The organism is Pseudomonas sp. TH07, assembly GCF_016651285.1.
GTDB lineage: Bacteria > Pseudomonadota > Gammaproteobacteria > Pseudomonadales > Pseudomonadaceae > Aquipseudomonas.
In genome coordinates, this window is the sequence record NZ_JAEKED010000001.1 from 110,396 (window position 1) to 137,111 (window position 26,716).

At 60.6% G+C, this 26,716-nt stretch carries 28 protein-coding genes; 15 read left to right on the forward strand and 13 right to left on the reverse strand.

Features of this window, described 5'->3' with window-relative positions; all coding sequences use genetic code 11:
- Positions 1–25 precede the first annotated feature (25 nt).
- The 4 genes from groL to JFU57_RS00530 all read right to left on the reverse strand — a co-directional run bounded on the left by groL (position 26) and on the right by JFU57_RS00530 (position 3,541).
- Entirely contained in the window at positions 26–1,669 is a 1,644-nt protein-coding gene (gene groL / locus JFU57_RS00515) for a chaperonin GroEL (RefSeq protein ID WP_020298600.1), read from the reverse strand.
- 49 nt (positions 1,670–1,718) lie between these two features.
- Complete coding sequence (locus JFU57_RS00520) at positions 1,719–2,012, reverse strand: co-chaperone GroES (protein WP_019827816.1); 294 nt, start codon at positions 2,010–2,012, stop codon at positions 1,719–1,721.
- Positions 2,013–2,266: 254 nt separating this feature from the next.
- A complete protein-coding gene (locus JFU57_RS00525; protein ID WP_020298599.1) occupies positions 2,267–2,743 on the reverse strand; it encodes an FxsA family protein in 477 nt (158 codons plus the stop codon).
- A 66-nt stretch (positions 2,744–2,809) separates the two neighbouring features.
- On the reverse strand, positions 2,810–3,541 hold the full coding sequence (locus JFU57_RS00530; RefSeq protein WP_201127612.1) for a DUF2470 domain-containing protein: 732 nt from the start codon (positions 3,539–3,541) through the stop codon (positions 2,810–2,812).
- Between the two features lie 157 nt (positions 3,542–3,698).
- On the opposite strand from JFU57_RS00530, the gene JFU57_RS00535 reads away from it, so the two are divergent.
- Entirely contained in the window at positions 3,699–4,457 is a 759-nt protein-coding gene (locus tag JFU57_RS00535; protein ID WP_201127614.1) for an SDR family oxidoreductase, read from the forward strand.
- A 58-nt stretch (positions 4,458–4,515) separates the two neighbouring features.
- On the opposite strand, the gene apbC is transcribed toward JFU57_RS00535, so the two are convergent.
- Positions 4,516–5,610, reverse strand: coding sequence for an iron-sulfur cluster carrier protein ApbC (apbC, locus tag JFU57_RS00540; RefSeq protein ID WP_020298596.1), 1,095 nt, complete (start codon positions 5,608–5,610; stop codon positions 4,516–4,518).
- 291 nt (positions 5,611–5,901) lie between these two features.
- On the opposite strand from apbC, the gene metG reads away from it, so the two are divergent.
- From metG to JFU57_RS00580, 8 genes are all read left to right on the forward strand, one after another.
- Positions 5,902–7,953: a methionine--tRNA ligase gene (gene metG / locus JFU57_RS00545; RefSeq protein WP_078471921.1), complete on the forward strand. Its 2,052-nt coding sequence runs from the start codon at positions 5,902–5,904 to the stop codon at positions 7,951–7,953.
- Positions 7,954–8,085: 132 nt separating this feature from the next.
- Positions 8,086–8,673 (forward strand): Rnf-Nqr domain containing protein, encoded by a 588-nt coding sequence (locus JFU57_RS00550; RefSeq protein ID WP_201127616.1) that lies wholly within the window; start codon positions 8,086–8,088, stop codon positions 8,671–8,673.
- On the forward strand, positions 8,670–9,884 hold the full coding sequence (gene rsxB / locus JFU57_RS00555) for an electron transport complex subunit RsxB (protein ID WP_201127617.1): 1,215 nt from the start codon (positions 8,670–8,672) through the stop codon (positions 9,882–9,884). Before JFU57_RS00550 ends, rsxB begins: the two co-directional genes overlap by 4 nt.
- Complete coding sequence (locus JFU57_RS00560) at positions 9,871–10,872, forward strand: RnfABCDGE type electron transport complex subunit D (protein WP_201127620.1); 1,002 nt, start codon at positions 9,871–9,873, stop codon at positions 10,870–10,872. The genes rsxB and JFU57_RS00560 overlap by 14 nt, the downstream gene beginning before the upstream one ends.
- The gene (locus JFU57_RS00565; protein ID WP_201127624.1) at positions 10,869–11,480 is read left to right on the forward strand and encodes an RnfABCDGE type electron transport complex subunit G; all 612 of its coding nucleotides are present in this window, start codon (positions 10,869–10,871) and stop codon (positions 11,478–11,480) included. Before JFU57_RS00560 ends, JFU57_RS00565 begins: the two co-directional genes overlap by 4 nt.
- A complete protein-coding gene (locus tag JFU57_RS00570) occupies positions 11,473–12,066 on the forward strand; it encodes an Rnf-Nqr domain containing protein (protein ID WP_201127625.1) in 594 nt (197 codons plus the stop codon). Before JFU57_RS00565 ends, JFU57_RS00570 begins: the two co-directional genes overlap by 8 nt.
- Before the next feature lie 7 nt (positions 12,067–12,073).
- Positions 12,074–12,712, forward strand: coding sequence for an endonuclease III (gene nth, locus JFU57_RS00575; protein WP_078471927.1), 639 nt, complete (start codon positions 12,074–12,076; stop codon positions 12,710–12,712).
- Between the two features lie 107 nt (positions 12,713–12,819).
- Positions 12,820–12,999: a PA3496 family putative envelope integrity protein gene (locus JFU57_RS00580; protein WP_020298588.1), complete on the forward strand. Its 180-nt coding sequence runs from the start codon at positions 12,820–12,822 to the stop codon at positions 12,997–12,999.
- A 110-nt stretch (positions 13,000–13,109) separates the two neighbouring features.
- On the opposite strand, the gene JFU57_RS00585 is transcribed toward JFU57_RS00580, so the two are convergent.
- The 3 genes from JFU57_RS00585 to JFU57_RS00595 form a co-directional block, all read right to left on the reverse strand.
- Positions 13,110–13,736 (reverse strand): response regulator transcription factor, encoded by a 627-nt coding sequence (locus tag JFU57_RS00585; RefSeq protein ID WP_020298587.1) that lies wholly within the window; start codon positions 13,734–13,736, stop codon positions 13,110–13,112.
- 352 nt (positions 13,737–14,088) lie between these two features.
- Complete coding sequence (locus JFU57_RS00590) at positions 14,089–15,306, reverse strand: argininosuccinate synthase (protein ID WP_020298586.1); 1,218 nt, start codon at positions 15,304–15,306, stop codon at positions 14,089–14,091.
- A gap of 129 nt (positions 15,307–15,435) precedes the next feature.
- On the reverse strand, positions 15,436–16,344 hold the full coding sequence (locus JFU57_RS00595; protein ID WP_078471928.1) for a flagellar protein MotY: 909 nt from the start codon (positions 16,342–16,344) through the stop codon (positions 15,436–15,438).
- 155 nt (positions 16,345–16,499) lie between these two features.
- On the opposite strand from JFU57_RS00595, the gene pyrC reads away from it, so the two are divergent.
- Complete coding sequence (gene pyrC / locus JFU57_RS00600) at positions 16,500–17,546, forward strand: dihydroorotase (RefSeq protein ID WP_078471929.1); 1,047 nt, start codon at positions 16,500–16,502, stop codon at positions 17,544–17,546.
- A complete protein-coding gene (gene rnt, locus JFU57_RS00605) occupies positions 17,543–18,220 on the forward strand; it encodes a ribonuclease T (protein ID WP_020298583.1) in 678 nt (225 codons plus the stop codon). Before pyrC ends, rnt begins: the two co-directional genes overlap by 4 nt.
- A gap of 69 nt (positions 18,221–18,289) precedes the next feature.
- Here the strand turns inward: rnt and JFU57_RS00610 are convergent, their stop codons facing one another.
- Positions 18,290–18,892 (reverse strand): peroxiredoxin, encoded by a 603-nt coding sequence (locus tag JFU57_RS00610; RefSeq protein WP_020298582.1) that lies wholly within the window; start codon positions 18,890–18,892, stop codon positions 18,290–18,292.
- Positions 18,893–19,216: 324 nt separating this feature from the next.
- Between JFU57_RS00610 and JFU57_RS00615 the strand changes: the two genes are divergently transcribed.
- Together JFU57_RS00615 and bfr are read left to right on the forward strand one after the other, a co-directional pair.
- Positions 19,217–19,435 carry a bacterioferritin-associated ferredoxin gene (locus tag JFU57_RS00615; protein ID WP_020298581.1) on the forward strand — a complete coding sequence of 73 codons (219 nt, stop codon included), beginning with the start codon at positions 19,217–19,219 and terminating at the stop codon, positions 19,433–19,435.
- Between the two features lie 200 nt (positions 19,436–19,635).
- Positions 19,636–20,106 carry a bacterioferritin gene (gene bfr / locus JFU57_RS00620; RefSeq protein WP_020298580.1) on the forward strand — a complete coding sequence of 157 codons (471 nt, stop codon included), beginning with the start codon at positions 19,636–19,638 and terminating at the stop codon, positions 20,104–20,106.
- 227 nt (positions 20,107–20,333) lie between these two features.
- Here bfr and grxD read toward each other — a convergent pair whose 3' ends face one another.
- The 3 genes from grxD to JFU57_RS00635 all read right to left on the reverse strand — a co-directional run bounded on the left by grxD (position 20,334) and on the right by JFU57_RS00635 (position 23,303).
- A complete protein-coding gene (gene grxD, locus JFU57_RS00625) occupies positions 20,334–20,675 on the reverse strand; it encodes a Grx4 family monothiol glutaredoxin (RefSeq protein ID WP_020298579.1) in 342 nt (113 codons plus the stop codon).
- A 96-nt stretch (positions 20,676–20,771) separates the two neighbouring features.
- Positions 20,772–22,880, reverse strand: coding sequence for a molybdopterin oxidoreductase family protein (locus JFU57_RS00630; RefSeq protein ID WP_201127626.1), 2,109 nt, complete (start codon positions 22,878–22,880; stop codon positions 20,772–20,774).
- A 132-nt stretch (positions 22,881–23,012) separates the two neighbouring features.
- The gene (locus JFU57_RS00635) at positions 23,013–23,303 is read right to left on the reverse strand and encodes a hypothetical protein (RefSeq protein WP_078471931.1); all 291 of its coding nucleotides are present in this window, start codon (positions 23,301–23,303) and stop codon (positions 23,013–23,015) included.
- Between the two features lie 414 nt (positions 23,304–23,717).
- Here JFU57_RS00635 and argF point away from each other — a divergent pair, with 414 nt between their 5' ends.
- Both argF and JFU57_RS00645 read left to right on the forward strand, forming a co-directional pair.
- Positions 23,718–24,638 (forward strand): ornithine carbamoyltransferase, encoded by a 921-nt coding sequence (gene argF, locus JFU57_RS00640; protein ID WP_201127628.1) that lies wholly within the window; start codon positions 23,718–23,720, stop codon positions 24,636–24,638.
- The gene (locus JFU57_RS00645; RefSeq protein ID WP_078471932.1) at positions 24,635–25,744 is read left to right on the forward strand and encodes an ABC transporter ATP-binding protein; all 1,110 of its coding nucleotides are present in this window, start codon (positions 24,635–24,637) and stop codon (positions 25,742–25,744) included. Before argF ends, JFU57_RS00645 begins: the two co-directional genes overlap by 4 nt.
- Positions 25,745–25,804: 60 nt before the next feature.
- On the opposite strand, the gene JFU57_RS00650 is transcribed toward JFU57_RS00645, so the two are convergent.
- The gene (locus tag JFU57_RS00650) at positions 25,805–26,593 is read right to left on the reverse strand and encodes a PhzF family phenazine biosynthesis protein (protein ID WP_201127630.1); all 789 of its coding nucleotides are present in this window, start codon (positions 26,591–26,593) and stop codon (positions 25,805–25,807) included.
- Between the last annotated feature and the right edge of the window lie 123 nt (positions 26,594–26,716).

The following is a 26,716-nucleotide window of genomic DNA, read 5'->3' on the forward strand; positions in this document are numbered from 1 at the left end:
TTTCAGTACAGCGGGTAAGGCTGGCTTACATCATGCCGCCCATGCCGCCCATACCGCCCATGTCTGGCATGCCGCCGCCAGCTGGAGCGTCTTCTTTGATCTCGGCGATCATCGCTTCGGTGGTGATCATCAGGCTGGCGATGGAAGCCGCTGCCTGCAGAGCCGAACGAGTCACTTTAGCTGGGTCAAGGATGCCCATCTCGATCATGTCGCCGTATTCGCCGGTAGCAGCGTTGTAACCGTAGTTACCCGAACCCTGCTTGACCTTGTCGACCACAACGCTTGGCTCGTCGCCGGAGTTGGCAACGATCTGACGCAGTGGCGCTTCAACAGCGCGACGCAGCAGTTGGATACCAACGTCCTGATCAGCGTTGTCGCCTTTCAGTTCGCTGATGGCTTGCAGAGCGCGAACCAGTGCCACGCCACCGCCAGGTACCACGCCTTCTTCAACGGCTGCACGGGTAGCGTGCAGGGCGTCTTCAACGCGGGCTTTCTTCTCTTTCATTTCAACTTCGGAACCAGCGCCAACCTTGATCACTGCAACGCCGCCGGACAGCTTGGCCAGACGCTCTTGCAGTTTTTCACGGTCGTAGTCGGACGAAGTGTCAGCCACTTGCTGACGGATCTGCAGAACGCGAGCCTGGATGTCAGTCTCAACGCCAGCGCCGTCGATCACGGTGGTGTTTTCTTTGGACAGGATCACGCGCTTGGCATTACCCAGGTGTTCCAGGGTAGTGCTTTCCAGGCTCAGGCCGATCTCTTCGGAGATAACGGTACCGCCAGTCAGAACAGCGATGTCCTGCAGCATTGCCTTGCGACGGTCGCCGAAGCCCGGTGCCTTGACGGCAGCGACTTTGACGATGCCACGCATGTTGTTCACAACCAGAGTCGCCAGGGCTTCGCCTTCAACGTCTTCGGCCACGATCAGCAGTGGACGGCCGGCTTTGGCAACGGCTTCCAGTACTGGCAACATTTCGCGGATGTTGGAGATTTTCTTGTCAACCAGCAGGATCAGCGGACCGTCCAGCTCGGCAGTCATGGTCTCTGGCTTGTTGACGAAGTACGGGGACAGGTAGCCACGGTCGAACTGCATGCCTTCAACAACCGACAGTTCGTTTTCCAGGCCCGAGCCTTCTTCAACGGTGATCACGCCTTCTTTACCGACTTTTTCCATGGCTTCGGCAATGATGTCGCCGATGGAGCTGTCGGAGTTGGCCGAGATGGTGCCGACCTGAGCGATGGCCTTGGTGTCAGCGCAAGGCTTGGACAGGGCTTTGAGCTCTTTGACGATAGCGATGGTCGCTTTGTCGATACCGCGCTTGAGGTCCATTGGGTTCATGCCGGCAGCGACGGCTTTCAGGCCTTCGTTGACGATCGACTGAGCCAGAACGGTAGCGGTGGTGGTGCCGTCGCCTGCGTCATCGTTGGCACGGGAGGCAACGTCTTTGACCAGCTGCGCGCCCATGTTTTCGAAGCGATCTTTCAGCTCGATTTCTTTGGCGACGGAAACGCCGTCCTTGGTGATGGTCGGAGCGCCGAAGCTCTTCTCGATGATCACGTTACGGCCTTTCGGGCCCAGGGTCGCTTTTACTGCGTCAGCCAGGACGTTGACACCGGCGAGCATTTTCTTACGGGCGGAATCGCCGAATTTAACTTCTTTAGCAGCCATGATCGATATTCCTTAAATACTTTGTAGTAACGGGAAAATGAGCGGGGAATCAGCCTTCGATAACAGCGAGAATCTCGTTCTCAGCCATTACCAGCAGGTCTTCGCCGTCTACTTTCACAGTGTTGCTGCCGGAGTAAGGGCCGAACACAACCTTGTCACCCACTTTCACGGCCAGCGCACGTACTTCACCGTTGTCCAGCACGCGGCCGGTACCGACAGCAAGGATTTCACCGCTGTTGGCTTTTTCGGCAGCCGAACCTGGCAGAACGATCCCGCCAGCGGTTTTCTTTTCTTCTTCGCTGCGACGGATGACGACGCGGTCATGCAGAGGACGAAGCTTCATTGTCGATCTCTCCTAATTGTGGTTTTAAGCGGCCGGTGTGGTTGCCGGCGGGTTAGCAAATCCGGCGTTGCCGGTTGCGACTCGACAAGCGAGCCGCGGAAGTCTGTCTGGCGTAACCACCAGAAACCTTGCGGTGACCGTTACATAAGGGCGCATAAGCTTATTACAAGGGCGGCCCAGTGAAATTTTTTTACTTTCCTGGCGCCGAAAACCAACACGGCACCTTTAAGGTGCCGTGTCGATGTGCGGTTGAATCACGAATCGCGGTGCTCGAACTCGCCTTCGATCACATTCGGCTCACGCCCGACCGGACGCTGTGGCGCCGGACCGCCGCGAGCGGCGTGCATATCGTCGGCAAAGGCTCGCTGACGAATCGCCTGTTCCTCGGCCCGCTGGCGCATTTTATTGGCCAGCAAGCGACGAGTCAGGGGCAGCAGCATGATCAGGCCAAGCACGTCGCTGACGAAGCCCGGCAGGATCAGCAGGCCGCCGGCCAGGGCCATCATCAGCCCCTCGAGCATGGTCTGCGCGGGCAACTCGCCACGGTTCAGGCTTTCACGGGCCTTCAACGCCGTGGCCAGGCCTGCGACACGCAGCACCAGCACCCCCAACATCGAGCCGAGGATAATCAGCAGCAACGCCGGGAAAAACCCGATGGCAGCACTGACTTTGACGAATACAAACAGCTCTAGCACCGGGAACAGCAGAAAGAGCAACAGAAAAGGGCGCATCAAGTGGTTTCCTCTACGGAAGAATGCCTTCCAATAGACCCTAGATGACGTCGCCAATTCGTGAATTCAAGCGTCGGCGGTCGTATTTTTCGGCCATTGTTCAGCGTGGGCCAGGAAAACCAGGGCCTCGCGCACTTGTGTCGGCGTATTACACAGGCTTGGAAAGGGTAACCAGTACAGCGCCTGGCCGATACGCAGGTGCATGCCCTCGGTGTCGACCCCGACCATGTGCGCGGGCGCGGTCTTGGGCAACCCGGCCAGGTCGACATAGTGGGCGATGGCTTTGCCATGGTCGCTGTTCATGTGCTCGACCATGCTGATTTCGCCCTTGCCGGCAAACGGGTTGGCCAGGGTCACCTGGTCGACCCAGTGGATCGCGCCGAAGCCACCGATATAGCGATGGCGAACCGGCTTCAGGACCCAGAAATCAAAATCGTGGGCCTGATGGTAATTCTGCGATTCGGGGAAGTAGCGGTAGTAACGCTCGGCAGCGGCGTCGATGGCGGCGCTGTCTCCAATCTTTTCGGCTTCGGCGAGGTAGGTCAGGCGCCCCACGGCCTGCACATCTTCAGCTTCGCGCTCGCCCACCAGCAACGAGCACTTGGGGTCTTTCTGCAGGTTATGGGTGTGCTGGGCGATGCGGCTGATCAGGATCAGCGGCCGGCCCTGCTCGTCCAGGCAATAGGGCACCACCGAACCAAAGGGAAAACCGGGCATGGCCTTGGAGTGGGTCGACAATACGCCGCGGTATTCCTTGAGCAGTAATTCTCGTGCATTCTTGGCAGCTTCAACGCTCACTTTATGACTCCTTTTAACTAATCCGTCGAAAACGGACGGGCGCCTGGAGCAGTGTTCCAGTTACGCCATCGGGGCAATTCTCATCTGCAGCCAGGCCATGTCCGGCGCGGGGATTTCCCAAAGGAAAACCACTCTGACCTGCTAGCGGGACATGCGAATGCAACTCACTGACAAAGTAATCATTATCACTGGCGGTTGCCAGGGTCTGGGCCGCTCCATGGCCGAGTATTTCGCGGCCAAGGGCGCCCGGCTGGCGCTGGTCGACCTCAACCCGGAAAAACTCGATCAGGCGGTCGCCGCTTGTCGCGCGGCGGGTGTCGAGGCTCGCAGCTACCTGTGCAACGTGGCCAATGAAGAACAGGTGACGCACATGGTGGCCCAGGTCGCCGAGGACTTCGGAGCCATTCACGGCCTGATCAACAATGCGGGCATTCTGCGCGACGGCCTGCTGCTCAAGGTCAAGGACGGCGAAATGACCAAGATGAGCCTGGCCCAATGGCAGGCGGTGATCGACGTCAACCTGACCGGGGTGTTCCTGTGCACTCGGGAAGTCGCGGCAAAAATGGTCGAGCTGAAAAACAGCGGCGCCATCATCAATATTTCCTCGATCTCCCGTGCCGGCAACGTGGGCCAGACCAACTACTCGGCCGCCAAGGCCGGGGTCGCCGCGGCTACCGTGACCTGGGCCAAGGAACTGGCGCGCTACGGCATCCGCGTAGCCGGCATCGCACCCGGCTTTATCGAGACCGAAATGACCCTGGGCATGAAACCCGAAGCCCTGGAAAAAATGACCTCGGGCATTCCGCTCAAGCGCATGGGTAAACCGGAAGAAATCGCCCATTCGGCGGCTTACATCTTCGAAAACGACTATTACACCGGGCGCATCCTGGAAATGGATGGCGGCTTGCGGATCTGACTCCCCACTGCCAGGCAGGCTCCTTATTCCACGGGAACCTGCGCTGGAGAGGGCTTCATCAATCGTCGCTGATGGTGATATTCGGCATCGCCGGTGCAGCGGCTTCCTGCAACACGATCCGCGCACCGACGTGGCGCGCCAGTTCCTGGTAAACCATGGCGATCTGGCTGTCAGGCTCGGCGATCACCGTCGGCTTGCCACCGTCGGCCTGCTCGCGAATCAGCATCGACAACGGCAACGAGGCCAGCAGCTCGACATCGTATTGGCTGGCCAGCTTCTCGCCGCCGCCTTCACCGAACAGGTGCTCGGCGTGGCCGCAGTTGGAGCAAATGTGCACCGCCATGTTTTCGACGACGCCCAGCACCGGGATATTGACCTTGCGGAACATCTCCACGCCCTTGCGTGCGTCGAGCAGGGCCAGGTCCTGTGGCGTGGTGACGATCACCGCACCGGCCACCGGCACCTTCTGCGCCAGGGTCAGCTGGATATCACCGGTGCCTGGCGGCATGTCGATCACCAGGTAGTCGAGGTTGCCCCAGTCGGTCTGGGTCACCAGTTGCAACAATGCCCCGGAAACCATCGGCCCGCGCCAGACCATCGGCGTGTTGTCGTCGGTAAGGAAGGCCATGGACATGACTTCGACCCCATGGGACTCGATCGGCACAAACCACTTCTGGTCCTTGATCTTCGGCCGAGTGCCTTCGGCGATGCCGAACATGATGCCCTGGCTCGGGCCGTAGATATCAGCATCGAGGATGCCGACCTTGGCGCCTTCGCGGGCCAGGGCCAGGGCCAGGTTGGCGGCGGTGGTGGATTTGCCCACACCGCCCTTGCCGGAGGCCACTGCGACCACGTTCTTGACGTTGGCCAGGCCCGGAATCTGGGCCTGGGCCTTGTGCGCGGCGATCACGGTACTGATCTCGACCTTGGCGCTCGCCACGCCGTCCAGGCCTTCAATGGCCAGTTGCAGCATCTGCGCCCAGCCGCTCTTGAACAGATCGGCGGCATAGCCCAGCTCGAGCTGGACCGACACACGGTCGCCCTGCACCTCGATAGCCCGCACGCAACCGGCGCTGACGGGGTCCTGATTCAAGTAAGGGTCGGTGTACTGGCGAAGTACGGCTTCCACCGCTGCGCGATTGACGGCGCTCATGGGCAACTCCGATAACAAGACTGGAAAAACAGGCGGCTATCCTACGCCGGACATACATGCGTGGCGAGGGAGCTTGCGCCCTCCGACCGGCAAAGTCGTTGCAACCGAACTGATTCGGTCAGTCTGGCAGCGCCACATCAACCGGCTCGGGGCGACTTCACCCCCAGCACAAGCCAGCGGCCCGGCTACGGTTTTTGTGAGCGCCGCACTTGGATACAGGCTCACGGGGTGAAAAATCCGCGCCGGCGCTTTATAGTGGCCGACCTCCGTTTCATCAAGTAGCCGAGCCCCATGTCCGAGCCACGCAAGATCCTCGTCACCAGCGCCCTGCCCTATGCCAATGGTTCGATCCATCTTGGCCACATGCTGGAATACATCCAGACCGACATGTGGGTGCGCTTCCAGAAGCACCGCGGCAACCAATGCATTTATGTCTGCGCCGACGACGCCCACGGTTCGGCGATCATGCTGCGCGCGGAAAAAGAAGGCATCACCCCGGAACAATTGATCGCCAACGTCCAGGCTGAACACAGCGCCGACTTTGCCGACTTCCTGGTGGACTTCGATAACTTCCACTCCACTCACGCCGAAGAAAACCGTGAGCTGTCGAGCCAGATCTACCTGAAACTGCGAGACGCCGGGCACATCGCCCAGCGCTCCATCACCCAGTATTTCGACCCGGAAAAGAAAATGTTCCTGGCCGACCGCTTCATCAAGGGCACCTGCCCGAAATGCGGCACCGAGGACCAGTACGGCGACAACTGCGAAAAATGCGGTGCGACCTACGCCCCCACCGACCTGAAGGATCCGAAGTCGGCGATCTCCGGCGCCACCCCGGTGCTCAAGGATTCCCAGCACTTCTTCTTCAAGCTGCCGGACTTCCAGGCAATGCTGCAAACCTGGACCCGCAGCGGCACCCTGCAGGACGCCGTGGCCAACAAGATCGCCGAGTGGCTGGACGCCGGCCTGCAACAGTGGGACATCTCCCGCGATGCGCCGTATTTCGGCTTCGAGATCCCGGACGAGCCCGGCAAGTACTTCTATGTCTGGCTGGACGCGCCGATCGGCTACATGGCCAGTTTCAAGAACCTGTGCGCCCGCCGTCCGGAACTGGATTTCGATGCGTTCTGGGCCAAGGATTCCAGCGCCGAGCTGTATCACTTCATCGGCAAGGACATTGTCAACTTCCACGCCCTGTTCTGGCCCGCCATGCTCGAAGGTGCCGGGTTCCGCAAGCCTACCGGCATCAACGTGCACGGCTACCTGACCGTCAACGGTCAGAAGATGTCCAAGTCCCGCGGCACCTTCGTCAAGGCCCGGACCTACCTCGACCACCTGTCGCCGGAATACCTGCGTTACTACTACGCGGCCAAGCTGAGCCGCGGGGTCGATGACCTGGACCTGAACCTCGAAGACTTCGTGCAGAAGGTCAACTCCGACCTGGTGGGCAAAGTCGTCAACATCGCCAGCCGTTGCGCCGGGTTCATCCACAAGGGCAACGCCGGGGTGCTGGTGGCAGGCAATGCCGCGCCGGAACTGACTGACGCTTTCCTCGCTGCCGCGCCGAGCATCGCCGAGGCCTACGAGGCCCGCGACTTTGCCCGAGCCATGCGTGAAATCATGGGCCTGGCCGACCGCGCCAACGCCTGGATCGCCGACAAGGCCCCCTGGTCACTGAACAAACAGGAAGGCAAGCAAGACGAAGTTCAGGCCATCTGCGCCCTGGGCATCAACCTGTTCCGCCAACTGGTGATCTTCCTCAAGCCGGTGCTACCGCTGCTGGCCGCCGATGCAGAGGCCTTCCTCAACGTCGCGCCGCTGACCTGGAATGACCACGCCACCCTGCTCAGCAACCATCAACTGAACGAGTTCAAACCGTTGATGACCCGCATCGACCCGGTAAAAGTGCAAGCCATGACCGACGCTTCCAAAGAAGACCTGACCGCCAGCGCCACCGACACCGGTGAAGCGGCACCTGCCGGCAACGGCGAGCTGGCCAAGGACCCACTGTCGCCGGAGATCGAGTTCGACGCCTTTGCCGCGGTCGACCTGCGCGTTGCCTTGATCCTCAAGGCCGAGGCCGTGGAAGGTGCTGACAAGCTGCTGCGCCTGACCCTGGATATCGGTGATGAGCAGCGCAACGTGTTCTCCGGGATCAAGAGCGCCTACCCGGATCCGTCCAAGCTCGAAGGCCGCCTGACCATGATGATCGCCAACCTCAAGCCACGGAAAATGCGTTTCGGCATTTCCGAAGGCATGGTGATGGCCGCCGGCCCTGGCGGCGAAGAGATCTACCTGCTGAGCCCGGACAGCGGCGCCAAGCCTGGCCAGCGCATCAAGTAAGCCCCCGCGCAGGCACGATCCCCCCGCCACGCCTTTGCGTGACGGGGGGATTTTCATATCTGGCCCGACCCTGAGCGCTGCCGGATAATGCCTAACCTTTAGGCTACACGCCTGCCCTCACCGGCCACGTCCATGACCGACATACTGCTCACGCTTATCAGCGCTGCCCTGATCAATAACCTGGTGTTGCACTGGCCACTGGGCGTCGATCCGCTGTTGCGCAGCCAACGTCCGGCGCCGGCGACTCGCCGTCAGGTACATGCCCTCGGGCTGGCCACCACGTGCCTGATGCTGCTGTGCGGGGTGAGCGGGCATGTGCTGTATCAGGCGCTGCTGGTTCCGTTGCAGCTGACTTCACTCAAGCTCCTGGTGTTTCTGCCGCTCTGCGCCCTGCTGGTCAGCCCGCTGTTGAAGCTGCTGGCTCGTGCCCTGCCGCAACTGCCCTTCGACCACCTCTGGCCACTGTTGCTCGGCAACGCTGGCGTACTTGGCCTGCTGCTCCTGGATGCCCAGGGCACTCAGGGCGTGGTGCATGCGGCCGCACTCGGCCTGGGCTCGGGCCTGGGTTTCTGGCTGGTGTTGAGCCTGTTCAACGACCTGCGCCAGCGCATTTTCGATAACGATGTGCCCCTGCCCTTTCGCGGCCTGCCGGTCGACCTGATCAGCGCCGGGCTGATGGCAGTGGCCTTTCTCGGCTTCAACGGACTGATCAAGACATGAGTCTGATTCAACGCATCGATGCCCTGCTGCCGCAGACCCAGTGCGGTAAATGCGGCCATCCCGGATGCAAACCCTACGCCCAGGGCATTGCCGACGGCGAGGCGATCAACAAGTGCCCACCGGGTGGCAGCGAAACCATTGCCGGCCTCGCCCGGTTGCTGCAGGTTCCGGTACTGGAACTGGACACCAGCCGCGGCTCGGCCCCGGCGCAGATCGCTTTTATCCGCGAGGCCGAGTGCATCGGCTGCACCAAGTGCATACAAGCCTGCCCGGTGGATGCCATCGTCGGCGCGGCGAAGCTGATGCACACCGTGATCATCGACGAGTGCACCGGTTGCGACCTTTGCGTGGCGCCCTGCCCGGTCGATTGCATCGAGATGCAGCCGCTGCCATTGGCCAGCGTGCTGCCGATCGTCGGCGGCCTGGCGCCCGACCTCGCACAGCAACGCGCCCGCAATGCCAAGCGCGACCATGCCCGGCGCCGCTTCGAGCAGCGCAACGCCCGACTGCAACGTGAAGAACAGCAAAAACTGGCCGAACGCCAAGCCCGGGCGCAGCGCGCCGTGCAGGCCAGCACCAGCACCAGCAGCCTGAATCCGGTGCAGGCGGCCGTCGAAAGGGTTCGCGCGCAAAAAGCGGCGGCAGCCGATGCGGCGCTGAAAAAGGCCAAGATCGATCTGGCCATGAGCCGCGCGCAGTTGAACAAATCCCTGAAAGCCTTCGGTCATCCACCGACCTTTGAGCAGCAGGCGCAGTTGATCATCCTGCAACGCCAATTCGAGGCGGCCGAGCAGGTCCTGGCCGAACTTGAATCCACGGCCCCCGCTCCCACGGCAGCGCCCGCAGCCAAGGACCCGGATCTCAAGAAAGCCAAGATCCAGCTGGCCATGCGCCGCGCCGAGCTGAAAAAAGCCCAGAGCGATGCCGCTCCCGAGGCACAGCTGGCCGTCTTGAGCGCGGCCCTGGCCGAGGCCGAGCAGGCCCTGCACGCGGCCGAGGCGGCAAGCGCGAAACCGGCGCCGAACCTGACCCGGGTCGAGAAACGCCCGATTGACACTCAACTGCGCCAACTGAAAACCGAACTGGCTTACGCCCGGGCCGAGGTGAGCAAGCTCGAGCGCCATGCCGACACTTCGCCAGAGCTGCTGGCCAAGGCCCGCGAACGATTGGACGAAGCCGAGCGCCAGGTGCAGGCCCATGCCCCCAACTGAACACCTGGCCCAGCCGGAACCACGCCTGCAGCAGGCCATGCAGCGGGTGCTGCTGGCCACCTTGCCCGGGGTGTTGGTGCTGGTGTGGTTTTACGGTTGGGGGGTGCTGATCAATGGGTTATTGGCCGGCGCCACGGCCTTGGCGGTAGAAGCTGCGGTGCTGCTGCTACGTGCCTGGCCGCTGAAGCCATCCCTCGGCGACGGCAGCGCCCTGGTCAGCGCCACCTTGCTCGCCCTGGCATTGCCGCCCTATTGCCCCTGGTGGCTGACCGTCAGCGCCAGTGCCAGCGCCCTGCTGCTGGGCAAGCACCTGTACGGAGGCCTGGGTAAAAACCCGTTCAACCCGGCGATGCTCGGCTACGCGCTGATGCTGGTGTGCTTCCCGCAACAGATGACTCATTGGCCGACGTCCCATGGCATGGACCTACTCGGCGGCCTGCAGCAAATCTTCGGCGTCGATTTCGGATCGGAAGTGCCGGACGCCTGGGCCCAGGCCACGGCACTGGACAGCCTGCGGATCAATAAAAGCCTGACCATCGACGAGCTGTTCGCCGGCAATGCGGCCTTCGGCCGTTTCGGCGGCCGCGGCAGCGAATGGGTCAACCTGGCCTTTCTGGCCGGCGGCCTCTTCTTGCTGCAACAACGGGTAATCAGCTGGCACGCCCCTGTTGGCATGCTCGGCAGCCTGTTTATCATCAGCCTGCTGTGCTGGAACGGCTCGGGTTCGGACTCCCACGGCTCGCCATTTTTCCACCTGCTCACCGGTGCCAGCATGCTCGGTGCGTTTTTTATCGTCACCGAGCCCATCTCCGGCCCGAAAGCCGCCAAGGCGCGGCTGCTGTTCGGTGTCGGCGTGGGCCTGCTGACGTACCTGATCCGCACCTGGGGCGGTTACCCGGATGGCGTAGCCTTTGCCGTGCTGCTGATGAACCTGGCCGTTCCCGCCCTGGAGCGTTTGGTCGCTCCCGTCGCGCAGGCGCAAGCATGAGCCGCCGGCTGAGTGTGTTGATGCTGGTGCTGCTGGCCGGCGCTGGCATCGCGGTGAGCTATTTCGCCCAGCAGGCCGCCAGCCCGCGAATCGCTGCCGAACAACGGGCGAGCCAAGCCCGCGAACTGCTCGATCTGCTGCCTGTGGGCAGCTACGACAATCAACCCCTGGACCAGCCGTTGCCCCTCCAGCATCTGGTTCTAAGCAACAGTACCCTGCTCGGCGGTTACCGCGCCAGCCGCGCCGGCCAACCCAGCGCGGTGTTGCTCCGCAGCCAGGTCACAGGTTATGCGGGCCCCATCGAGCTGTTGATCGCCATCGATGCCAATGGCCGGCTGCTGGGCAGCAAAAGCCTCAAGCAAGGGGAAACCCCGGGCCTGGGCGGGCGGATCGCCGAACAACCCAATGGCTGGCTGCAAGGTTTTGCCGGCAAATCGCGCAACAATCCCGACGACAACGCATGGGCCCTGAAGAAAGACCAGGGGCAGTTCGATCAGATGGCCGGCGCCACCATCACTTCTCGGGCGGTGATCAACGCCCTGCATGATGCGCTGCGCTATTTCGACGAACACCGGGATCAACTGCTGACAGGTGCGGCCAATGAATAAGCCCTCTGCACTGCACTATTCACTGACGCTGGTGGCGCTGATCGGTGCCAGCGACTCCCTGGTCAAGGCAGTGGGCCTGTCGCTGGCATCAGTGCTGGTCATCAGCCTGTACGCCCTGGGCATGAAAGGCCTGCGACGCCTGATCAGCAGTGACCTGCATTGGCTGGCCGGCCTGCTGCTCAGCGCCACACTGAGCAGTTGCGCAGCCCTGGCGATGCAAGCCTGGGCCTTCGAACTGCATCAGCAACTGGGGATTTACCTAGGCCTGATCGCGCTGCAATGCGTACTGCTGGAACACGGTGGTTTCTTCAATGGCCAAGGGCAAGTGCGCCAGATCGGCACGTTCTGCCTGTTACTGATCACCCTGGGTGCCTTGCGTGAAGTGCTGGGCAGCGGCTCTTTGGGCAACCATCTCGGATGGCTGGCCGGCCGCTACGGGGCCGACTGGCCGGCCTGGATCGCCAGCCTACACGGCAATCTGCACCTGCTGAGCCTCGCCCCCGGCGGTTTTATACTGCTGGGCTTGCTGCTGGCAGCCAGACAGGCCTGGGCCTCAACCTCACACCGACCGCCTTCAAGGAATTGAATCACCCATGAATGCCGCAAAACGCCTGGAAATATTCCGACGGTTTCACGAAGACAATCCCGAACCAAAAACCGAATTGGCCTACTCGTCGCCATTCGAACTGCTGATCTCGGTGATTTTATCGGCCCAGTCCACCGACGTCGGGGTCAACAAGGCGACCGCCAAACTGTATCCGGTGGCCAATACGCCGGCGGCCATTTACGCCTTGGGGGTCGAAGGCCTGTCCCAGTACATCAAGACCATCGGCCTGTACAACAGCAAGGCAAAGAACGTCATCGAAACCTGCCGCCTGCTGCTGGAGCGCCATAACGGTGAAGTCCCGCAAACCCGCGAAGAGCTTGAGGCCCTGCCCGGCGTCGGCCGCAAGACCGCCAATGTGGTGCTCAATACGGCGTTTCGCCAGCTGACCATGGCCGTCGACACGCATATTTTTCGGGTCAGCAACCGGACCGGGATCGCGCCCGGCAAGAATGTGGTGGAAGTGGAAACCAAGCTGATGAAGTTTGTCCCCAAGGAGTTTCTCCTTGATGCCCATCACTGGCTGATCCTCCATGGGCGCTATGTGTGCCTGGCGCGCAAGCCGCGCTGCGGCAGTTGCCGGATCGAAGACTTGTGCGAATACAAGCAAAAGACTTCGGACGATTGAGTAACCATTGATTTTGATGATCGGTCGATTGAAAAAATCTTTTTTACCCGCCAGGAGAATATCGCTATAAGGAGCGCCAATGGCAGTCTTAGCCTGGAGTTGACCTTATGAGCACTGGCAAAGAACAACTGGACGTAGAAGACGATTTTATTGCTGTTGAACCAGAAGAGGCTGAGCCGGTGGTTGAGGTGGCAAAGACCAACCTGAACAAGCGCCGCACCATTGACAACCTCCTCGAAGAACGCCGCCTGCAAAAGCAGCTGGCCGATTACGACTTCGATCTGTAATTCCAGGAAAGCCCCAGCCACTCGGGCCTTCCTGTCGGCGCCAGGTCTACCCGGCGACTTGGCGCCTGTCCTTCATCCCTTCGCCGGAGCAAACTCCATCCACTCGTTGTTCACGCCAGCTTATGGCGCTGGGCAAATTCAATCAGGTCCACCAGCGAGCGGGCATTGAGCTTGGAAAGCAGCCGCCGCTTGTAGGTGCTCACCGTCTTGTTGCTCAAACTCAGGCCTTCGGCAATCTCCTTGTTACTCAAGCCGGAGGTGAGTTGCTTCAACACCATCAACTCCCTTGCCGAGAGCAATTCCACCATCTCCTCTTCAGTGGACAAGCCCTGGCAGGACCGCAACGTGTGTAAGGCTTCGTTGGGAAAGTAACTGTAACCGGCCTCCACCGCCTTGATCGCACTGATCAGTTCAGTGATGTCCTGTTGCTTGCAGATATAACCAGCGGCGCCGGCCTGCATGCAACGCATTGAAAAGGGCCCGGGTAGTTGCAGGGTCAATACCAGGATCTTAATAGTCATCGCTTTTGAAGTCAGACGGGTTATAACTTCCAGACCATCAAGTTTTGGAATGCCGATATCCAGTATCAAAATATCCGGCATCAACTCAAGTGCGAGTTGCAACGCATCCAAACCATTGTCTGCCTCGGCAATCACCTTGAAACCATGGCGTTCCATCAGCATGCGCACCGCCAGACGAATGACGGGGTGATCATCCACGATCAATACTCTTTTCATAGGCACTTCCGAATTCAAGGCATAATTGTTAATCCACACAATAACCCGCCATCCTGCCCTTGGCACCGCGTGCCCATGGGCTACAGCAGTACAGAGACGATCCTTACAAACAATGAGGATTTGCCTTACAAAAACAGTCAAAAGGCGACATCCTTGCAACTAGCTAATTTAAGATAGTTCTGTATACCTGCTACTTTTCGTATTAATAATCAACTATCCATATCACTTCGAAAAACACCTCGTAGTGCATGCATTGGTTAATTGCGCGATAAGACTCACAACTAGAGCAACCGAGTTACCGAGCACAAAAAAGCCCTGCACAAGGCAGGGCTTTTTCACAGCGGTTCAAGAATCAGAACAGTGTCCGACCTTTGTTGGCCGCAATGCGCATACGCAAGGCATTCAACTTGATGAAGCCCGCAGCGTCTGCCTGGTTATAGGCACCGCCATCTTCTTCAAAGGTTGCGATGTTGGCGTCGAACAGCGACTCATCGGACTTGCGACCGGTAACGATCACGTTGCCTTTGTACAGTTTCAGGCGAACCACACCGTTAACGTGAGCCTGGGAAGCGTCGATCATCTGTTGCAGCATCAGACGCTCAGGGCTCCACCAGTAGCCGGTGTAGATCAGGCTGGCGTACTTGGGCATCAGCTCGTCTTTGAGGTGAGCCACTTCACGGTCCAGGGTGATGGACTCGATGGCGCGGTGCGCACGCAGCATGATGGTGCCGCCCGGGGTTTCGTAGCAGCCACGGGACTTCATGCCGACGTAACGGTTCTCGACGATGTCGAGACGGCCGATACCGTGTTCGCCACCGATACGGTTCAGGGTCGCGAGCACGGTAGCCGGAGTCATTTCAACGCCGTCCAGTGCCACGATGTCGCCGTTGCGGTAGGTCAGTTCCAGGTACTGCGGGGTGTCGGGAGCCTTCTCCGGGGAGACGGTCCAACGCCACATGTCTTCTTCGTGCTCGGTCCAGGTGTCTTCCAGCACGCCGCCTTCATAGGAGATGTGCAGCAGGTTGGCATCCATCGAGTACGGGGATTTCTTCTTGCCGTGACGCTCGATCGGGATGTTGTGCTTCTCGGCGTAGTCCATCAGCTTCTCGCGGGACAGCAGGTCCCACTCGCGCCAAGGAGCAATCACTTTCACGCCCGGCTTGAGGGCATAGGCGCCCAGTTCGAAACGAACCTGGTCATTGCCTTTGCCGGTGGCGCCATGGGAAATGGCGTCGGCGCCGGTTTCGTTGGCAATTTCGATCAAACGCTTGGCGATCAACGGACGCGCGATAGAGGTACCCAGCAGGTACTCACCTTCGTAAACGGTGTTGGCGCGGAACATCGGGAAAACGAAATCGCGGACAAACTCTTCGCGCAGGTCGTCGATATAAATCTCTTTCACGCCCATGGCTTGCGCCTTGGCACGTGCAGGTTCGACCTCTTCGCCCTGACCCAGATCGGCGGTGAACGTCACCACTTCACAGTTATAAGTATCCTGCAGCCACTTGAGGATCACCGAAGTGTCCAGGCCGCCGGAATACGCCAGAACGACCTTGTTAACGTCCGCCATGCCATCACTCCACGGGGTTGTACGGAAAGCCGTCAAGTCTACCGATCAACGCGGATAATTTACAGAGGCGCGACAGCTTATGACGACGAAGCGACAGATTATGTCGAGCGCGCGACGACTACAGCCGTTTCAGGACGTCGCCGCGGCATTGGGTGTGGCGGCGGCTTGAGGCGCCGGCTTTTCGACAGGAGCGACACGTTCCAGGTGCACATTGACCCGACGGTTCTTGGCCCGATTGGCCGGGTTGGTATTGGGGGCCAACGGGTAACGCTCACCGTGAAAACGCATGGTGATCTGTGATTCGGGTATGCCATTGGCCTTCAGGTAATCCAACACTGCCAGCGCCCTGCGCCGCGACAGATCGCGGTTTGTCAGGCGGTTGCCGCTGTTGTCGGAATGCCCGTCCAGCTCGATGTGATTGACCGTGGGATCGGCCTTGAGAAACTCCAGGATCACTTGCAGCTTGGCCTTGGCCTGGGCATCCAGCTCGGTGCCGGTACCCGGGAAGCCGATCTCGGCCTGCTTCACCTGTTCGTAATTCATCGGCAACAACTTCGCCGTGCAGCTTTGATAGTCACTGTAGGCCTTGCTGAATTTCACCGGCAACAGACGCACTTCGGACACACCGCCTTCGCGGGAGTAGTGACGCACCACCGGGCTGCGCCCATCCAGCAAACCGTTGATCAGCCGGCCAGCCTGCACCTGCGAGCTATTGAACATCACCCCGCCGCTGCCAGCCTTGACCGCGCCCAGGTTGATATCACCGCGCCCCGGCTGCCAGGGTGCTGCCGCGGCGAGCAAGGTCGCCGAGCCCCCACCCTGCATCGGATTGAAGCTCTTGAGGCGGAAAGTCGCCTGCTCACCCGCCCGGCGCACGAACTCGCCGGAGCCGAAATCGGTGATCGGCTGAGTCAGGCGGCACTCGAATTTGTCACCTTCGACCGTCCACTCAATGCTCTCCAGACGGGTCTGGAAAGTGAGAGCCATCGCAGGCAGGCTGGCAAACACGCTGAGCAGGACTAGATAATGCTGGCGCACGGGAGGCTCCACTGACTTGTACAGATCAAAATCAACATGCCCGTTTACGGCACACCTACGGGATATCGGAAGCTTTACGCAAAACTTGATAGCGAGTGCCTGGATGAGTCTTTTCCGGTAGCATTCCCCCGAGTTTGACCCGCCTGGAATCCCCAATGTCCGACCGCCTGACCCTGCTGCGTCCCGACGACTGGCATATACATCTTCGCGATGGTGCCGTGTTGACCAATACCGTCGCGGATGTCGCGCGCACCTTTGGTCGCGCCATCATCATGCCTAACCTGGTACCCCCGGTGCGCAACGCCGAGCAAGCCGACACCTATCGCCAGCGCATTCTCGCTGCGCGGCCGGCCGGCAGCCGCTTCGAGCCGCTGATGGTGCTCTACCTGACCGACCTGACCCAGCCTGAAGATATTCGTACGGCCAAGGCCAGTGGCTTCGTGCATGCCGCCAAGCTCTATCCGGCCGGCGCGACCACCAACTCGGACTCCGGCGTCACCAGTATCGACAAGATCCTCCCGGCGCTTGAGGCCATGGCCGAAGTCGGTTTGCCATTGCTGATCCACGGCGAAGTGACCCGTGGCGACGTCGATGTATTCGACCGCGAGAAGATTTTCATCGACGAGCATATGCGCCGCGTCGTTGAGCGCTTCCCGACTCTGAAAGTGGTCTTCGAGCACATCACCACCCGTGAAGCCGTGCAGTTCGTCAACGAGGCCTCGGCCAACGTTGGCGCAACCATCACCGCCCATCACCTGCTGTACAACCGCAACCACATGCTGGTTGGCGGGATTCGCCCGCACTTCTATTGCCTGCCGATTCTCAAGCGCAATACCCACCAGGAAGCCCTGCTCGACGCCGCCACCGGTGGCAGCACCAAGTTCTTCCTGGGGACCGACTCCGCGCCACACGCGCAGCACGCCAAGGAAGCCGCCTGCGGCTGCGCCGGCTGCTACACCGCTTACGCCGCAATCGAGTTGTACGCCGAGGCATTTGAACAGCGCAACGCGCTGGACAAGCTCGAAGGATTCGCCAGCCTCAACGGCCCGCGCTTCTACGGCCTGCCCGTGAACACCGATAGCATCACCCTGGTCCGTGAAGAATGGACCGCCCCTGCCAGCCTGCCGTTCGGCGAGCTGACTGTCATCCCGCTGCGCGCCGGTGAAAAACTGCGCTGGCGCCTGCTGGAGAAACACTCGTGAGTGAAGACCATTTCGACGACGAACAGGACGGTCATGGCGGCGGTGGCGGTTCCCGTCATCCGATGGCGGCCCGCTTTCGTGGCTACCTGCCGGTCGTCATCGATGTTGAGACCGGTGGTTTCAACTCGGCCACCGATGCGCTGCTGGAAATCGCCGCGACCATCATCGGCATGGATGAAAAGGGCTTCGTGTTCCCCGAACACACGCTGTTTTTCCGTGTAGAACCCTTCGAGGGTGCCAATATCGAAGCCGCTGCGCTGGAATTTACCGGCATCAAGCTCGACCATCCATTGCGCATGGCTGTCAGTGAAGAAACAGCACTGACCGACATCTTCCGCAGTGTGCGCAAGGCGCTGAAAGCCAATGGCTGCAAGCGCGCGATCCTGGTGGGCCATAACAGCAGCTTCGACCTGGGCTTCCTTAATGCTGCGGTCGCGCGCCTGGACATGAAGCGCAACCCCTTCCACCCCTTCTCCAGCTTCGACACCGCCACCCTGGCGGGCCTGGCCTATGGCCAAACCGTGCTGGCCAAAGCGTGTCAGGCGGCCGATATCGACTTCGACGGACGTGAGGCCCACTCGGCTCGCTACGACACCGAGAAGACCGCCGACCTGTTCTGCGGCATCGTCAACCGCTGGAAGGAAATGGGCGGCTGGGCAGACTTCGACGACTGATTCGGTCGCCAAATCGTCCCCATGAAAAAACCGGCCCTGAGGCCGGTTTTTTTATGCGTGACGCGCGGCTTACAGCTTGCCGGCGTTCTCGCTCAGGTAAGCAGCAACGCCTTCTGGCGAAGCGGTCATGCCTTTGTCGCCTTTTTTCCAGTTGGCTGGGCAAACTTCGCCGTGCTCTTCGTGGAATTGCAGAGCGTCAACCAGACGGATCAGCTCTTCCATGTTACGGCCCAGTGGCAGGTCGTTGATGATCTGCGAGCGGACAACGCCCTTGTCGTCGATCAGGAATGCGCCACGGAAAGCCACGCCGCCTTCGGACTCAACGTCGTAGGCCTTGGCGATGTCGTGCTTCATGTCAGCAGCCATGATGTACTGAACCTGACCGATGCCGCCGGCATTGATCGGGGTGTTGCGCCAGGCGTTGTGGGTGAAGTGCGAGTCGATCGAAACCGCGATCACTTCTACGTTACGTGCCTTGAAGTCTGCCATACGGTGGTCCAGAGCGATCAGCTCGGACGGGCAAACGAAGGTGAAGTCCAGCGGGTAGAAGAACACCAGGCCGTATTTGCCTTTGATGGCCGAGGACAGGGTGAAGCTGTCGACGATTTCGCCATTGCCGAGAACAGCGGGAACGGTGAAGTCAGGGGCTTGTTTGCCTACGAGTACGCTCATTGGATATCTCCTGGTGTGGTCGAATGAAGAGCAAGATCATCCCAGTCTGCCGCGGCTATACGACAACCCGGTGACGCGATCTTGCTGCGTAAGGACCGACCATCATACACCGCGTGTTTGAGCTGTCCTTAATCGTTTTTAGATCTGCTGCTGTGGATGCGTGCAAAACCGCCCGTTTCGATACCAGCCCGCGGGACCGAAAAAAGGCCGTTCGTCAGACTTGTCCGATTCGCTGAAAAACCCCGCCAAACCACTTTGACAATCATTCTCGTTAACATTAAGATCCATCGCAATTGGGCCATAACCAGCGACGGTTCTCACCTTATGTATGTCTGCCTCTGCACTGGCGTCACCGACGGACAAATCCGCGATGCGATCTTTGAAGGTTGCTGCAGCTACCGCGAAGTACGCCAAGCCACCGGCGTCGCCAGCCAATGCGGCAAATGTGCATGCCTGGCCAAGCAGGTCGTGCGGGAAACCCTGACCAAAGTGCAAAGCAGCCAGGCAGCGATTCCCTATCCCGTAGAATTTAATGTCGCGTAAATAACCGTATTTCAAGGAACCGGACTTAGTGTCCGGTTTTTTTATGCCTAGAATTCAATCGCTTAGCGTCATAACGCGGAACACAAACATTCTTATTCCGATTAATTTTCATATATTATTCAATAACTTAGGTTTGACACTCATGATTGCGCAGCTCAGACTCCGCCTTATACACAGCTGATACAGGGCAGGACCCCATCATGAAAGGCGACATTACAGTCATCCAGCATCTCAACAAGATCCTTGCCAATGAGCTGGTCGCGATCAATCAGTACTTCCTGCATGCACGCATGTATGAAGACTGGGGCCTGAACAAGCTGGGCAAACACGAGTACCACGAGTCCATCGACGAGATGAAGCATGCGGACAAGCTGATCAAGCGCATCCTTTTCCTCGAAGGCCTGCCGAACGTCCAGGACCTGGGCAAGCTGCACATCGGTGAACACACCAAGGAAATGCTTGAGTGCGACCTGCGTATCGAGCGCACCGGCCACGCCGACCTCAAGGCAGCCATCGCCCATTGCGAAGTCACCGGCGACTTCGGTAGCCGTGAACTGCTGGAAGATATCCTTGAGTCCGAAGAAGAACATATCGACTGGCTGGAAACCCAACTGGGCCTGATCGACAAAGTGGGTATCGAGAACTATCTGCAATCGCAGATGGGCGAATAACCTTCGCACCGCTCACCACTGTTAAAACGCCCCGCCCTCTTAATCGAGGCGCGGGGCTTTTTATTGCGCGGCTTATTTAGATAAGCCGTAGTTGCGATTGATAACGATATGCGACCCTTTAATTACTTCGCACTTATCAATCACCGCAAAAACAAAAGCCCCGCATGGCGGGGCTTTTATTCGATGGCCTCACGGCCTGCAGCAGCGTAGAAGCTACTGCACCTGCATCAGGCTTCGGTCTTGTTCGCAGCGGCTTTTTCGGCAGCTTCCTTGACCAGGGTCTGCAGCTCACCGTTGGCGAACATCTCGGCCATGATGTCGCTGCCGCCGACCAGTTCACCACCCACCCACAGTTGCGGGAAGGTTGGCCAGTTGGCGTATTTCGGCAGGTTGGCGCGGATTTCCGGGTTCTGCAGGATGTCCACGTAAGCGAACTTCTCACCACAGCCCATTACGGCCTGAGCGGCTTTCGCGGAGAAGCCACACTGTGGGGCATTCGGCGAGCCTTTCATGTAAAGCAGAATGGTGTTGTTGGCAATCTGCTCTTTAATAGTTTCGATGATATCCATGGAACACCTCGGCTGAACTTTCCGACTCTGTTGTCGGCACGGTGGCGCATTGTAACGGAAAGCCGAGCGCCATGCTCGGTCTCCCCGACAGACACCTCAAGCAGCCTGCACCTTGACCGGCACGCCGTTGAGCGCCGCATTCCCCGATAATTCGTCGAGTTGCCGCTCATCGGTCAGGTCGTTGGCGCTGGAGCCCGGCTGCTCGCTGGCGATGCTCATGTGCACGCCAGGCCGCGCATGCCCCCAACCGTGAGGCAGGCTGACCACCCCCGGCATCATCTCGCTGCTGGCCAGCACTTCAACTTCAATCATCCCGACCCGCGAGCTGACCCGCACTCGTTGCCCGTCGCTCAGACCACGACTGGCCAGGTCATCGGGGTGCATCAGCAACTGATGGCGCGGCTTACCCTTCACCAGCCGGTGATAGTTGTGCATCCATGAATTATTACTGCGTACGTGGCGCCGCCCGATCATCAGCAATTCATCGACCGGGGGCGCCTGCAACGCGGCAAAACGCTCCAGATCAGCCAGAATCGCCGCCGGGGCGGCTTGCACCCGCTGGTTCTCGGTCTTCAGGCGCTGCGCCAGGTTCGGCTTGAGCGCCCCCAGATCAATGCCATGGGGATGATGGGCCAGGGTCGCCAGGGAAAGCTGGTACGTCGAGTCATCACCGTAGCGACCGCCTCGCAGCCCCCGATCGATCATCTGCGCCGGCGCCACGGTGGGCTTGAGCGGCTGGCCGCTGTGGGTGGCAAAAGCCTGGGCCAGGCCGACGAAGATCTCCCAGTCATGCAGCGCACCCTCGGGCTTGGGCAAAATGGCCTGGTTGAAACGGCTCACATTGCGCACCGCGAACATATTGAAGGTGGTGTCGTAGTGATCGTTCTCCAGAGCCGATGTGGAGGGCAGGATCAAGTCCGCGTAGCGCGTGGTTTCGTTGATGTACAAATCGATGCTGAGCATGAACTCCAGGCCGTCCAGCGCCTGTTCCAGTTGCCGGCCATTGGGCGTGGACAGCACCGGATTGCCGGCAATGGTGATCAGCGCCCGGACCTGGCCCTCACCTTCAGTCAACATCTCCTCGGCCAGTGCCGACACCGGGAACTCGCCACCGTATTCAGGCCGTCCGGAAACCCGGCTTTGCCAGACATTGAAGTGCCCGCCCGAGGTCGATGCCACCAGGTCCACCGCCGGCTCCGTGCACAGTGCACCGCCAACCCGATCAAGGTTGCCAGTGACCAGGTTGATCAATTGCACCAGCCAATGACACAAGGTGCCGAACGCCTGGGTCGAGACCCCCATGCGCCCGTAACACACGGCTTTGTCCGCGGCCGCAAAGTCCCGCGCCAACTGGCGGATCTGCAAGGCTGGCACGGCGCACAGCGGGCTCATGGCCTCGGCGCTGAAGCCGGCGATGGATTCGCGCACCTGGTCCAGGCCGTCCACCGGCAAATGGCTGGGGCGAGTCAGACCCTCATCGAACAAGGTATGCAACATCCCGAACAGCAGCGCGGCATCGCCTCCCGGACGTACGAACAGGTGCTGATCGGCGATGGCGGCGGTTTCGCTGCGCCGCGGATCGACCACCACCACTTTGCCGCCTCGGGCCTGGATCGCCTTCAGGCGCTTCTCCACATCCGGCACGGTCATGATGCTGCCGTTGGAGGCCAACGGGTTGCCGCCCAGGATCAGCATGAAGTCGGTGTGGTCGATGTCCGGAATCGGCAGTAACAGGCCGTGGCCGTACATCAGGTAACTGCTCAGGTGATGGGGCAATTGGTCGACCGAGGTCGCGGAAAAACGGTTACGGGTTTTCAGCAGGCCGAGAAAGTAGTTGCTGTGGGTCATCAACCCATAGTTGTGCACGCTGGGATTGCCCTGATAGGTGGCGACGGCGTTGTTGCCGTGGCGCTGCTGGATCGCCGCCAAGCGCTCGGCCACCAGGGCAAACGCCGCGTCCCACGCGATTGGCCGCCACTGGTCACCCACCCGCTGCATGGGCTGGCGCAGGCGATCAGGATCATCCTGGATGTCTTGCAGGGCCACTGCCTTGGGGCAGATATGGCCGCGACTGAAGCTGTCGTCCTTGTCGCCCTTGATCGACGTGATCCTGATCGCGGCGCCTTCGGCCTGGGTGGTTTCAATGGTCAGGCCGCAGATGGCTTCACACAAATGGCAGGCACGGTGATGGAGAGTCTTGGTCATGGCCAGTCTCTATTGTATTCAGGGCAGCCAGCGGGCCGCGGAAACAAAACTATGGCGCTGCGGGGTGCCCAGCGCCAGGGAGAGGCGTCCTGTGAATCGCAGGGCATCAGGCCTGCCGATAACCGCCGACGCTCAGTTGGAAGGCAAGCCGGGGGGGCCCTGGGCGGTGATCTGTGCCACGTTGAGCAGCGGGTCCGGCTCGGCCTGCTGACCGCCGAGCTCAGCCAGCAGGCGCCATTGCTCGTCCAGGCCGGCACTGATGGTCATCATCCGATCGATCATCTGCCGCGCCGCATTGCGTGTGACATCGTCCTCGCTACGCAGCAACTCGAACGACAGGGTGGTCATGGACGCCGTCATGTCCGTCAACGCCCGTGCCGTCAGCCCCAACAGCGCCATCAGTTGTTGTTCCTTTGTCTGCATTGCCAACACTTCCCTGTCGCTGTTGCGCAGTTATAACTCCAGCACTTTGCATTAGGAAATATTTCAGAGTGCATGCCCGTGAATGCTGCCGGAAAACCCCTCGCCCGACAGGTCAGAAAACGACCGGGATCACGCCGCGCCCGCCCTGCTTGATTGCCAAGCGGCGTGGGGGCAGTGTACAAATGGCCGGCTGCTGTCAGGAAACAGGCTTCAAAAGCGCTACCGCACTCGCACCGTAGCCTCTCTGAAATCCCCTAAACGCCGTAGCACTATTGGTAAGACGCGACATTTAATTATAAGATCGCGCCTTCCCCTATTTCGTCGCCCCGTGCGGCTTTCGCCGCAGGTCTCGCCCGTTTTTCAAATAAACAAGGCTTTGAGTATCTGCGGTCTGTTGCAAAAAGGTAGTTAATGATGAGCGCAAGGCACTTTCTCTCCCTGATGGATTGCACGCCCGAAGAGCTGGTCAGCGTGATTCGTCGAGGCATCGAGCTGAAGGACCTGCGTAACCGCGGCGTACTGTTCGAGCCATTGAAAAACCGCGTGCTCGGAATGATTTTCGAGAAGTCGTCGACCCGTACCCGTCTTTCATTCGAAGCCGGCATGATCCAGCTCGGCGGCCAGGCCATCTTCCTGTCCCCGCGCGACACCCAACTGGGTCGCGGCGAGCCCATCAGCGATTGCGCGATCGTCATGTCGCGCATGCTCGATGCGGTGATGATCCGGACATTCGCCCACAGCACCCTGACCGAGTTCGCGGCCAACTCCCGCGTGCCGGTGATCAACGGCCTGTCCGATGACCTGCATCCCTGCCAGTTGCTGGCCGACATGCAAACCTTCCTCGAACATCGCGGCTCGATCCAGGGCAAGACCGTGGCCTGGATCGGCGACGGCAACAACATGTGCAACAGCTATATAGAAGCGGCGATCCAGTTCGACTTCCAGTTGCGCATCGCCTGCCCTGAAGGCTACGAGCCCAACCCGCACTTCCTGGCCCAGGCCGGCGATCGCGTGACCATCGTCCGCGATCCGAAAGACGCCGTGCGCGGCGCCCACCTGGTGAGCACCGACGTCTGGACCTCCATGGGTCAGGAAGAAGAAACCGCCAAGCGCCTGAAGCTGTTCGCCCCATTCCAGGTCAACCGCGCCCTGCTCGACCTCGCGGTCGAGGACGTGCTGTTCATGCATTGCCTGCCGGCGCACCGCGGTGAAGAAATCAGCCTCGACCTGCTGGACGATGCCCGTTCAGTGGCTTGGGACCAGGCCGAAAACCGCCTGCACGCACAAAAGGCCCTGCTCGAATTTCTGGTCGAGCCGGCGTACCACCACGCATGAGCCAGCCATTACTGCTAAACCTGCGCAATCTCGCCTGCGGCTACCAGGATCAACGGGTCGTCCAGAACCTCAACCTGCACCTGAACGCCGGTGACATCGGTTGCCTGCTCGGCTCGTCCGGCTGCGGCAAGACCACCACCCTGCGTGCGATTGCCGGGTTCGAACCGGTGCACGAAGGCGAGATCCAGCTCGCCGGCGAGACCATTTCCAGCGCCGGTTTCACCCTGGCCCCGGAACGTCGTCGCATCGGCATGGTGTTCCAGGACTACGCCCTGTTCCCACACCTGTGCGTGGCGGACAACATCGCCTTCGGCATCCGCAAGCACCCGCAGAAAGAGCGAGTGGTCGAGGAGTTGCTGGAGCTGGTCAACCTGAAGAACCTCGGCAAGCGCTTCCCCCACGAGCTGTCTGGCGGCCAACAGCAACGCGTGGCCCTGGCCCGAGCCCTGGCGCCGGAACCGCAATTGCTGCTGCTCGACGAGCCCTTCTCCAACCTCGACGGCGAGCTGCGCCGCAAGCTCAGCCATGAGGTGCGCGACATCCTCAAGGCCCGTGGCACCAGCGCGATTCTGGTGACCCATGACCAGGAAGAAGCGTTCGCCGTCAGCGATCACGTCGGGGTGTTCAAGGAAGGTCGCCTGGAGCAGTGGGATACGCCCTACAACCTCTACCACGAGCCGCTGACCCCGTTTGTCGCGAGCTTTATCGGCCAGGGCTATTTTATTCGCGGGCAGCTCACGACCCCGGAATCGGTGCAGACCGAGCTCGGCATGCTGCGAGGCAATCGAGCCTATACCTGGCCGGTGGGGGGAGCGGTGGATGTCCTGCTGCGCCCGGACGATATCGTCTACGCCCCGGACAGCACGCTCAAGGCGCGGATTGTTGGCAAGACCTTCCTCGGCGCATCGACCCTGTACCGCCTGCAGCTGCCCACCGGCAGCCAGCTGGAGTCGATCTTCCCGAGCCACGTCGACCACCAGGTCGGGGCGGATGTGGGCATTCGGGTCGCAGCCGAGCACCTGGTGCTATTCCAGGCCAACGGCAGCACGGCGGCGCAGATGGTCCAGGTCGAAGCCGGGGTCCGTCGCTACAGCACGGCCCACTGACCGCACACCGGCTTGCCGCTATGCAGGCGCCGCCATCGGACGGCGCCTGCACATTGCCCCTCAGCCCAACAACAATTCGCCGCAGGCCACCAGGGTCGCGTCGCCGCCAATCTTCACCCGCTCCCCTTCCAGCCGACAGAACAACTCCCCACCCCGTTGCGAGCATTGGTAGGCCGTAAGCTCGGTCTTGCCCAGGCGTTCGGCCCAATACGGGATCAGGCAGCAATGGGTCGACCCGGTCACCGGGTCTTCATTGATACCAATGGCTGGCGCAAAAAAGCGCGACACAAAATCATGCTCACGCCCCGCAGCGGTGACAATCACCCCGGGCCACGGCAGTTTGGCCAGGGCGGCCAGATCCGGCTGGCAATCACGCACGGCCTGCTCCGAATCGAGCACCACCAACAGCTCGTTGGCCGCCAGCACCTGCACCGGCTCGCGCCCCAGTGCCTGGGTCAAGGCGGCTAGATCGAGCCCGCTGACCTCGCCCGGCTGGCGACGGGGAAAGTCGAGCCACAGTCGCCCACTGTCGCGGGTGACGCTCAGGGGGCCGGAGCGGCTGAGGAAATCAATGCGTTGCGCCGGCTCCTGATACACCTCGAACAGCACATGGGCACTGGCCAGGGTCGCATGCCCGCACAGCGGGATTTCGGTGAGCGGGGTAAACCAGCGAATGCGCCAACCGGCGTCTTCACGCACCACAAAGGCGGTTTCCGCCAGGTTGTGTTCGGCGGCGATATTTTGCATCAGCGCATCGGCTGGCCAGGCCGCCAGGCGATAGACCATGGCCGGGTTGCCGCTGAAGGGGCGGTCGCTGAAGGCGTCGACTTGATGAAACTCGAATTGCATGTGGCTTCTCCATGAACAGGCGACGCGCAGCATGGAGGCCCGCCCCCCGGGGGCGATAGCCACAGAACAGGGGATTTTTCACCATACAGCGCCGGCCTCTCCCCATGGCGTAGCGCCAGTGCC

What these genes read in the sequence shown, in the direction of transcription:
- JFU57_RS00550 (WP_201127616.1), top strand. Translation starts at nt 8,086, where the DNA reads ATGACCGACATACTGCTCACGCTTATCAGCGCTGCCCTGATCAATAAC.
- groL (WP_020298600.1), bottom strand. Translation starts at nt 1,669, where the DNA reads ATGGCTGCTAAAGAAGTTAAATTCGGCGATTCCGCCCGTAAGAAAATG.
- JFU57_RS00560 (WP_201127620.1), top strand. Translation starts at nt 9,871, where the DNA reads ATGCCCCCAACTGAACACCTGGCCCAGCCGGAACCACGCCTGCAGCAG.
- JFU57_RS00650 (WP_201127630.1), bottom strand. Translation starts at nt 26,593, where the DNA reads ATGCAATTCGAGTTTCATCAAGTCGACGCCTTCAGCGACCGCCCCTTC.
- bfr (WP_020298580.1), top strand. Translation starts at nt 19,636, where the DNA reads ATGAAAGGCGACATTACAGTCATCCAGCATCTCAACAAGATCCTTGCC.
- pyrC (WP_078471929.1), top strand. Translation starts at nt 16,500, where the DNA reads ATGTCCGACCGCCTGACCCTGCTGCGTCCCGACGACTGGCATATACAT.
- JFU57_RS00565 (WP_201127624.1), top strand. Translation starts at nt 10,869, where the DNA reads ATGAGCCGCCGGCTGAGTGTGTTGATGCTGGTGCTGCTGGCCGGCGCT.
- JFU57_RS00585 (WP_020298587.1), bottom strand. Translation starts at nt 13,736, where the DNA reads ATGAAAAGAGTATTGATCGTGGATGATCACCCCGTCATTCGTCTGGCG.
- grxD (WP_020298579.1), bottom strand. Translation starts at nt 20,675, where the DNA reads ATGGATATCATCGAAACTATTAAAGAGCAGATTGCCAACAACACCATT.
- JFU57_RS00535 (WP_201127614.1), top strand. Translation starts at nt 3,699, where the DNA reads ATGCAACTCACTGACAAAGTAATCATTATCACTGGCGGTTGCCAGGGT.
- JFU57_RS00520 (WP_019827816.1), bottom strand. Translation starts at nt 2,012, where the DNA reads ATGAAGCTTCGTCCTCTGCATGACCGCGTCGTCATCCGTCGCAGCGAA.
- metG (WP_078471921.1), top strand. Translation starts at nt 5,902, where the DNA reads ATGTCCGAGCCACGCAAGATCCTCGTCACCAGCGCCCTGCCCTATGCC.
- JFU57_RS00590 (WP_020298586.1), bottom strand. Translation starts at nt 15,306, where the DNA reads ATGGCGGACGTTAACAAGGTCGTTCTGGCGTATTCCGGCGGCCTGGAC.
- JFU57_RS00580 (WP_020298588.1), top strand. Translation starts at nt 12,820, where the DNA reads ATGAGCACTGGCAAAGAACAACTGGACGTAGAAGACGATTTTATTGCT.
- apbC (WP_020298596.1), bottom strand. Translation starts at nt 5,610, where the DNA reads ATGAGCGCCGTCAATCGCGCAGCGGTGGAAGCCGTACTTCGCCAGTAC.
- nth (WP_078471927.1), top strand. Translation starts at nt 12,074, where the DNA reads ATGAATGCCGCAAAACGCCTGGAAATATTCCGACGGTTTCACGAAGAC.
- rsxB (WP_201127617.1), top strand. Translation starts at nt 8,670, where the DNA reads ATGAGTCTGATTCAACGCATCGATGCCCTGCTGCCGCAGACCCAGTGC.
- JFU57_RS00645 (WP_078471932.1), top strand. Translation starts at nt 24,635, where the DNA reads ATGAGCCAGCCATTACTGCTAAACCTGCGCAATCTCGCCTGCGGCTAC.
- JFU57_RS00630 (WP_201127626.1), bottom strand. Translation starts at nt 22,880, where the DNA reads ATGACCAAGACTCTCCATCACCGTGCCTGCCATTTGTGTGAAGCCATC.
- JFU57_RS00525 (WP_020298599.1), bottom strand. Translation starts at nt 2,743, where the DNA reads ATGCGCCCTTTTCTGTTGCTCTTTCTGCTGTTCCCGGTGCTAGAGCTG.
- JFU57_RS00615 (WP_020298581.1), top strand. Translation starts at nt 19,217, where the DNA reads ATGTATGTCTGCCTCTGCACTGGCGTCACCGACGGACAAATCCGCGAT.
- JFU57_RS00635 (WP_078471931.1), bottom strand. Translation starts at nt 23,303, where the DNA reads ATGCAGACAAAGGAACAACAACTGATGGCGCTGTTGGGGCTGACGGCA.
- argF (WP_201127628.1), top strand. Translation starts at nt 23,718, where the DNA reads ATGAGCGCAAGGCACTTTCTCTCCCTGATGGATTGCACGCCCGAAGAG.
- JFU57_RS00610 (WP_020298582.1), bottom strand. Translation starts at nt 18,892, where the DNA reads ATGAGCGTACTCGTAGGCAAACAAGCCCCTGACTTCACCGTTCCCGCT.
- JFU57_RS00570 (WP_201127625.1), top strand. Translation starts at nt 11,473, where the DNA reads ATGAATAAGCCCTCTGCACTGCACTATTCACTGACGCTGGTGGCGCTG.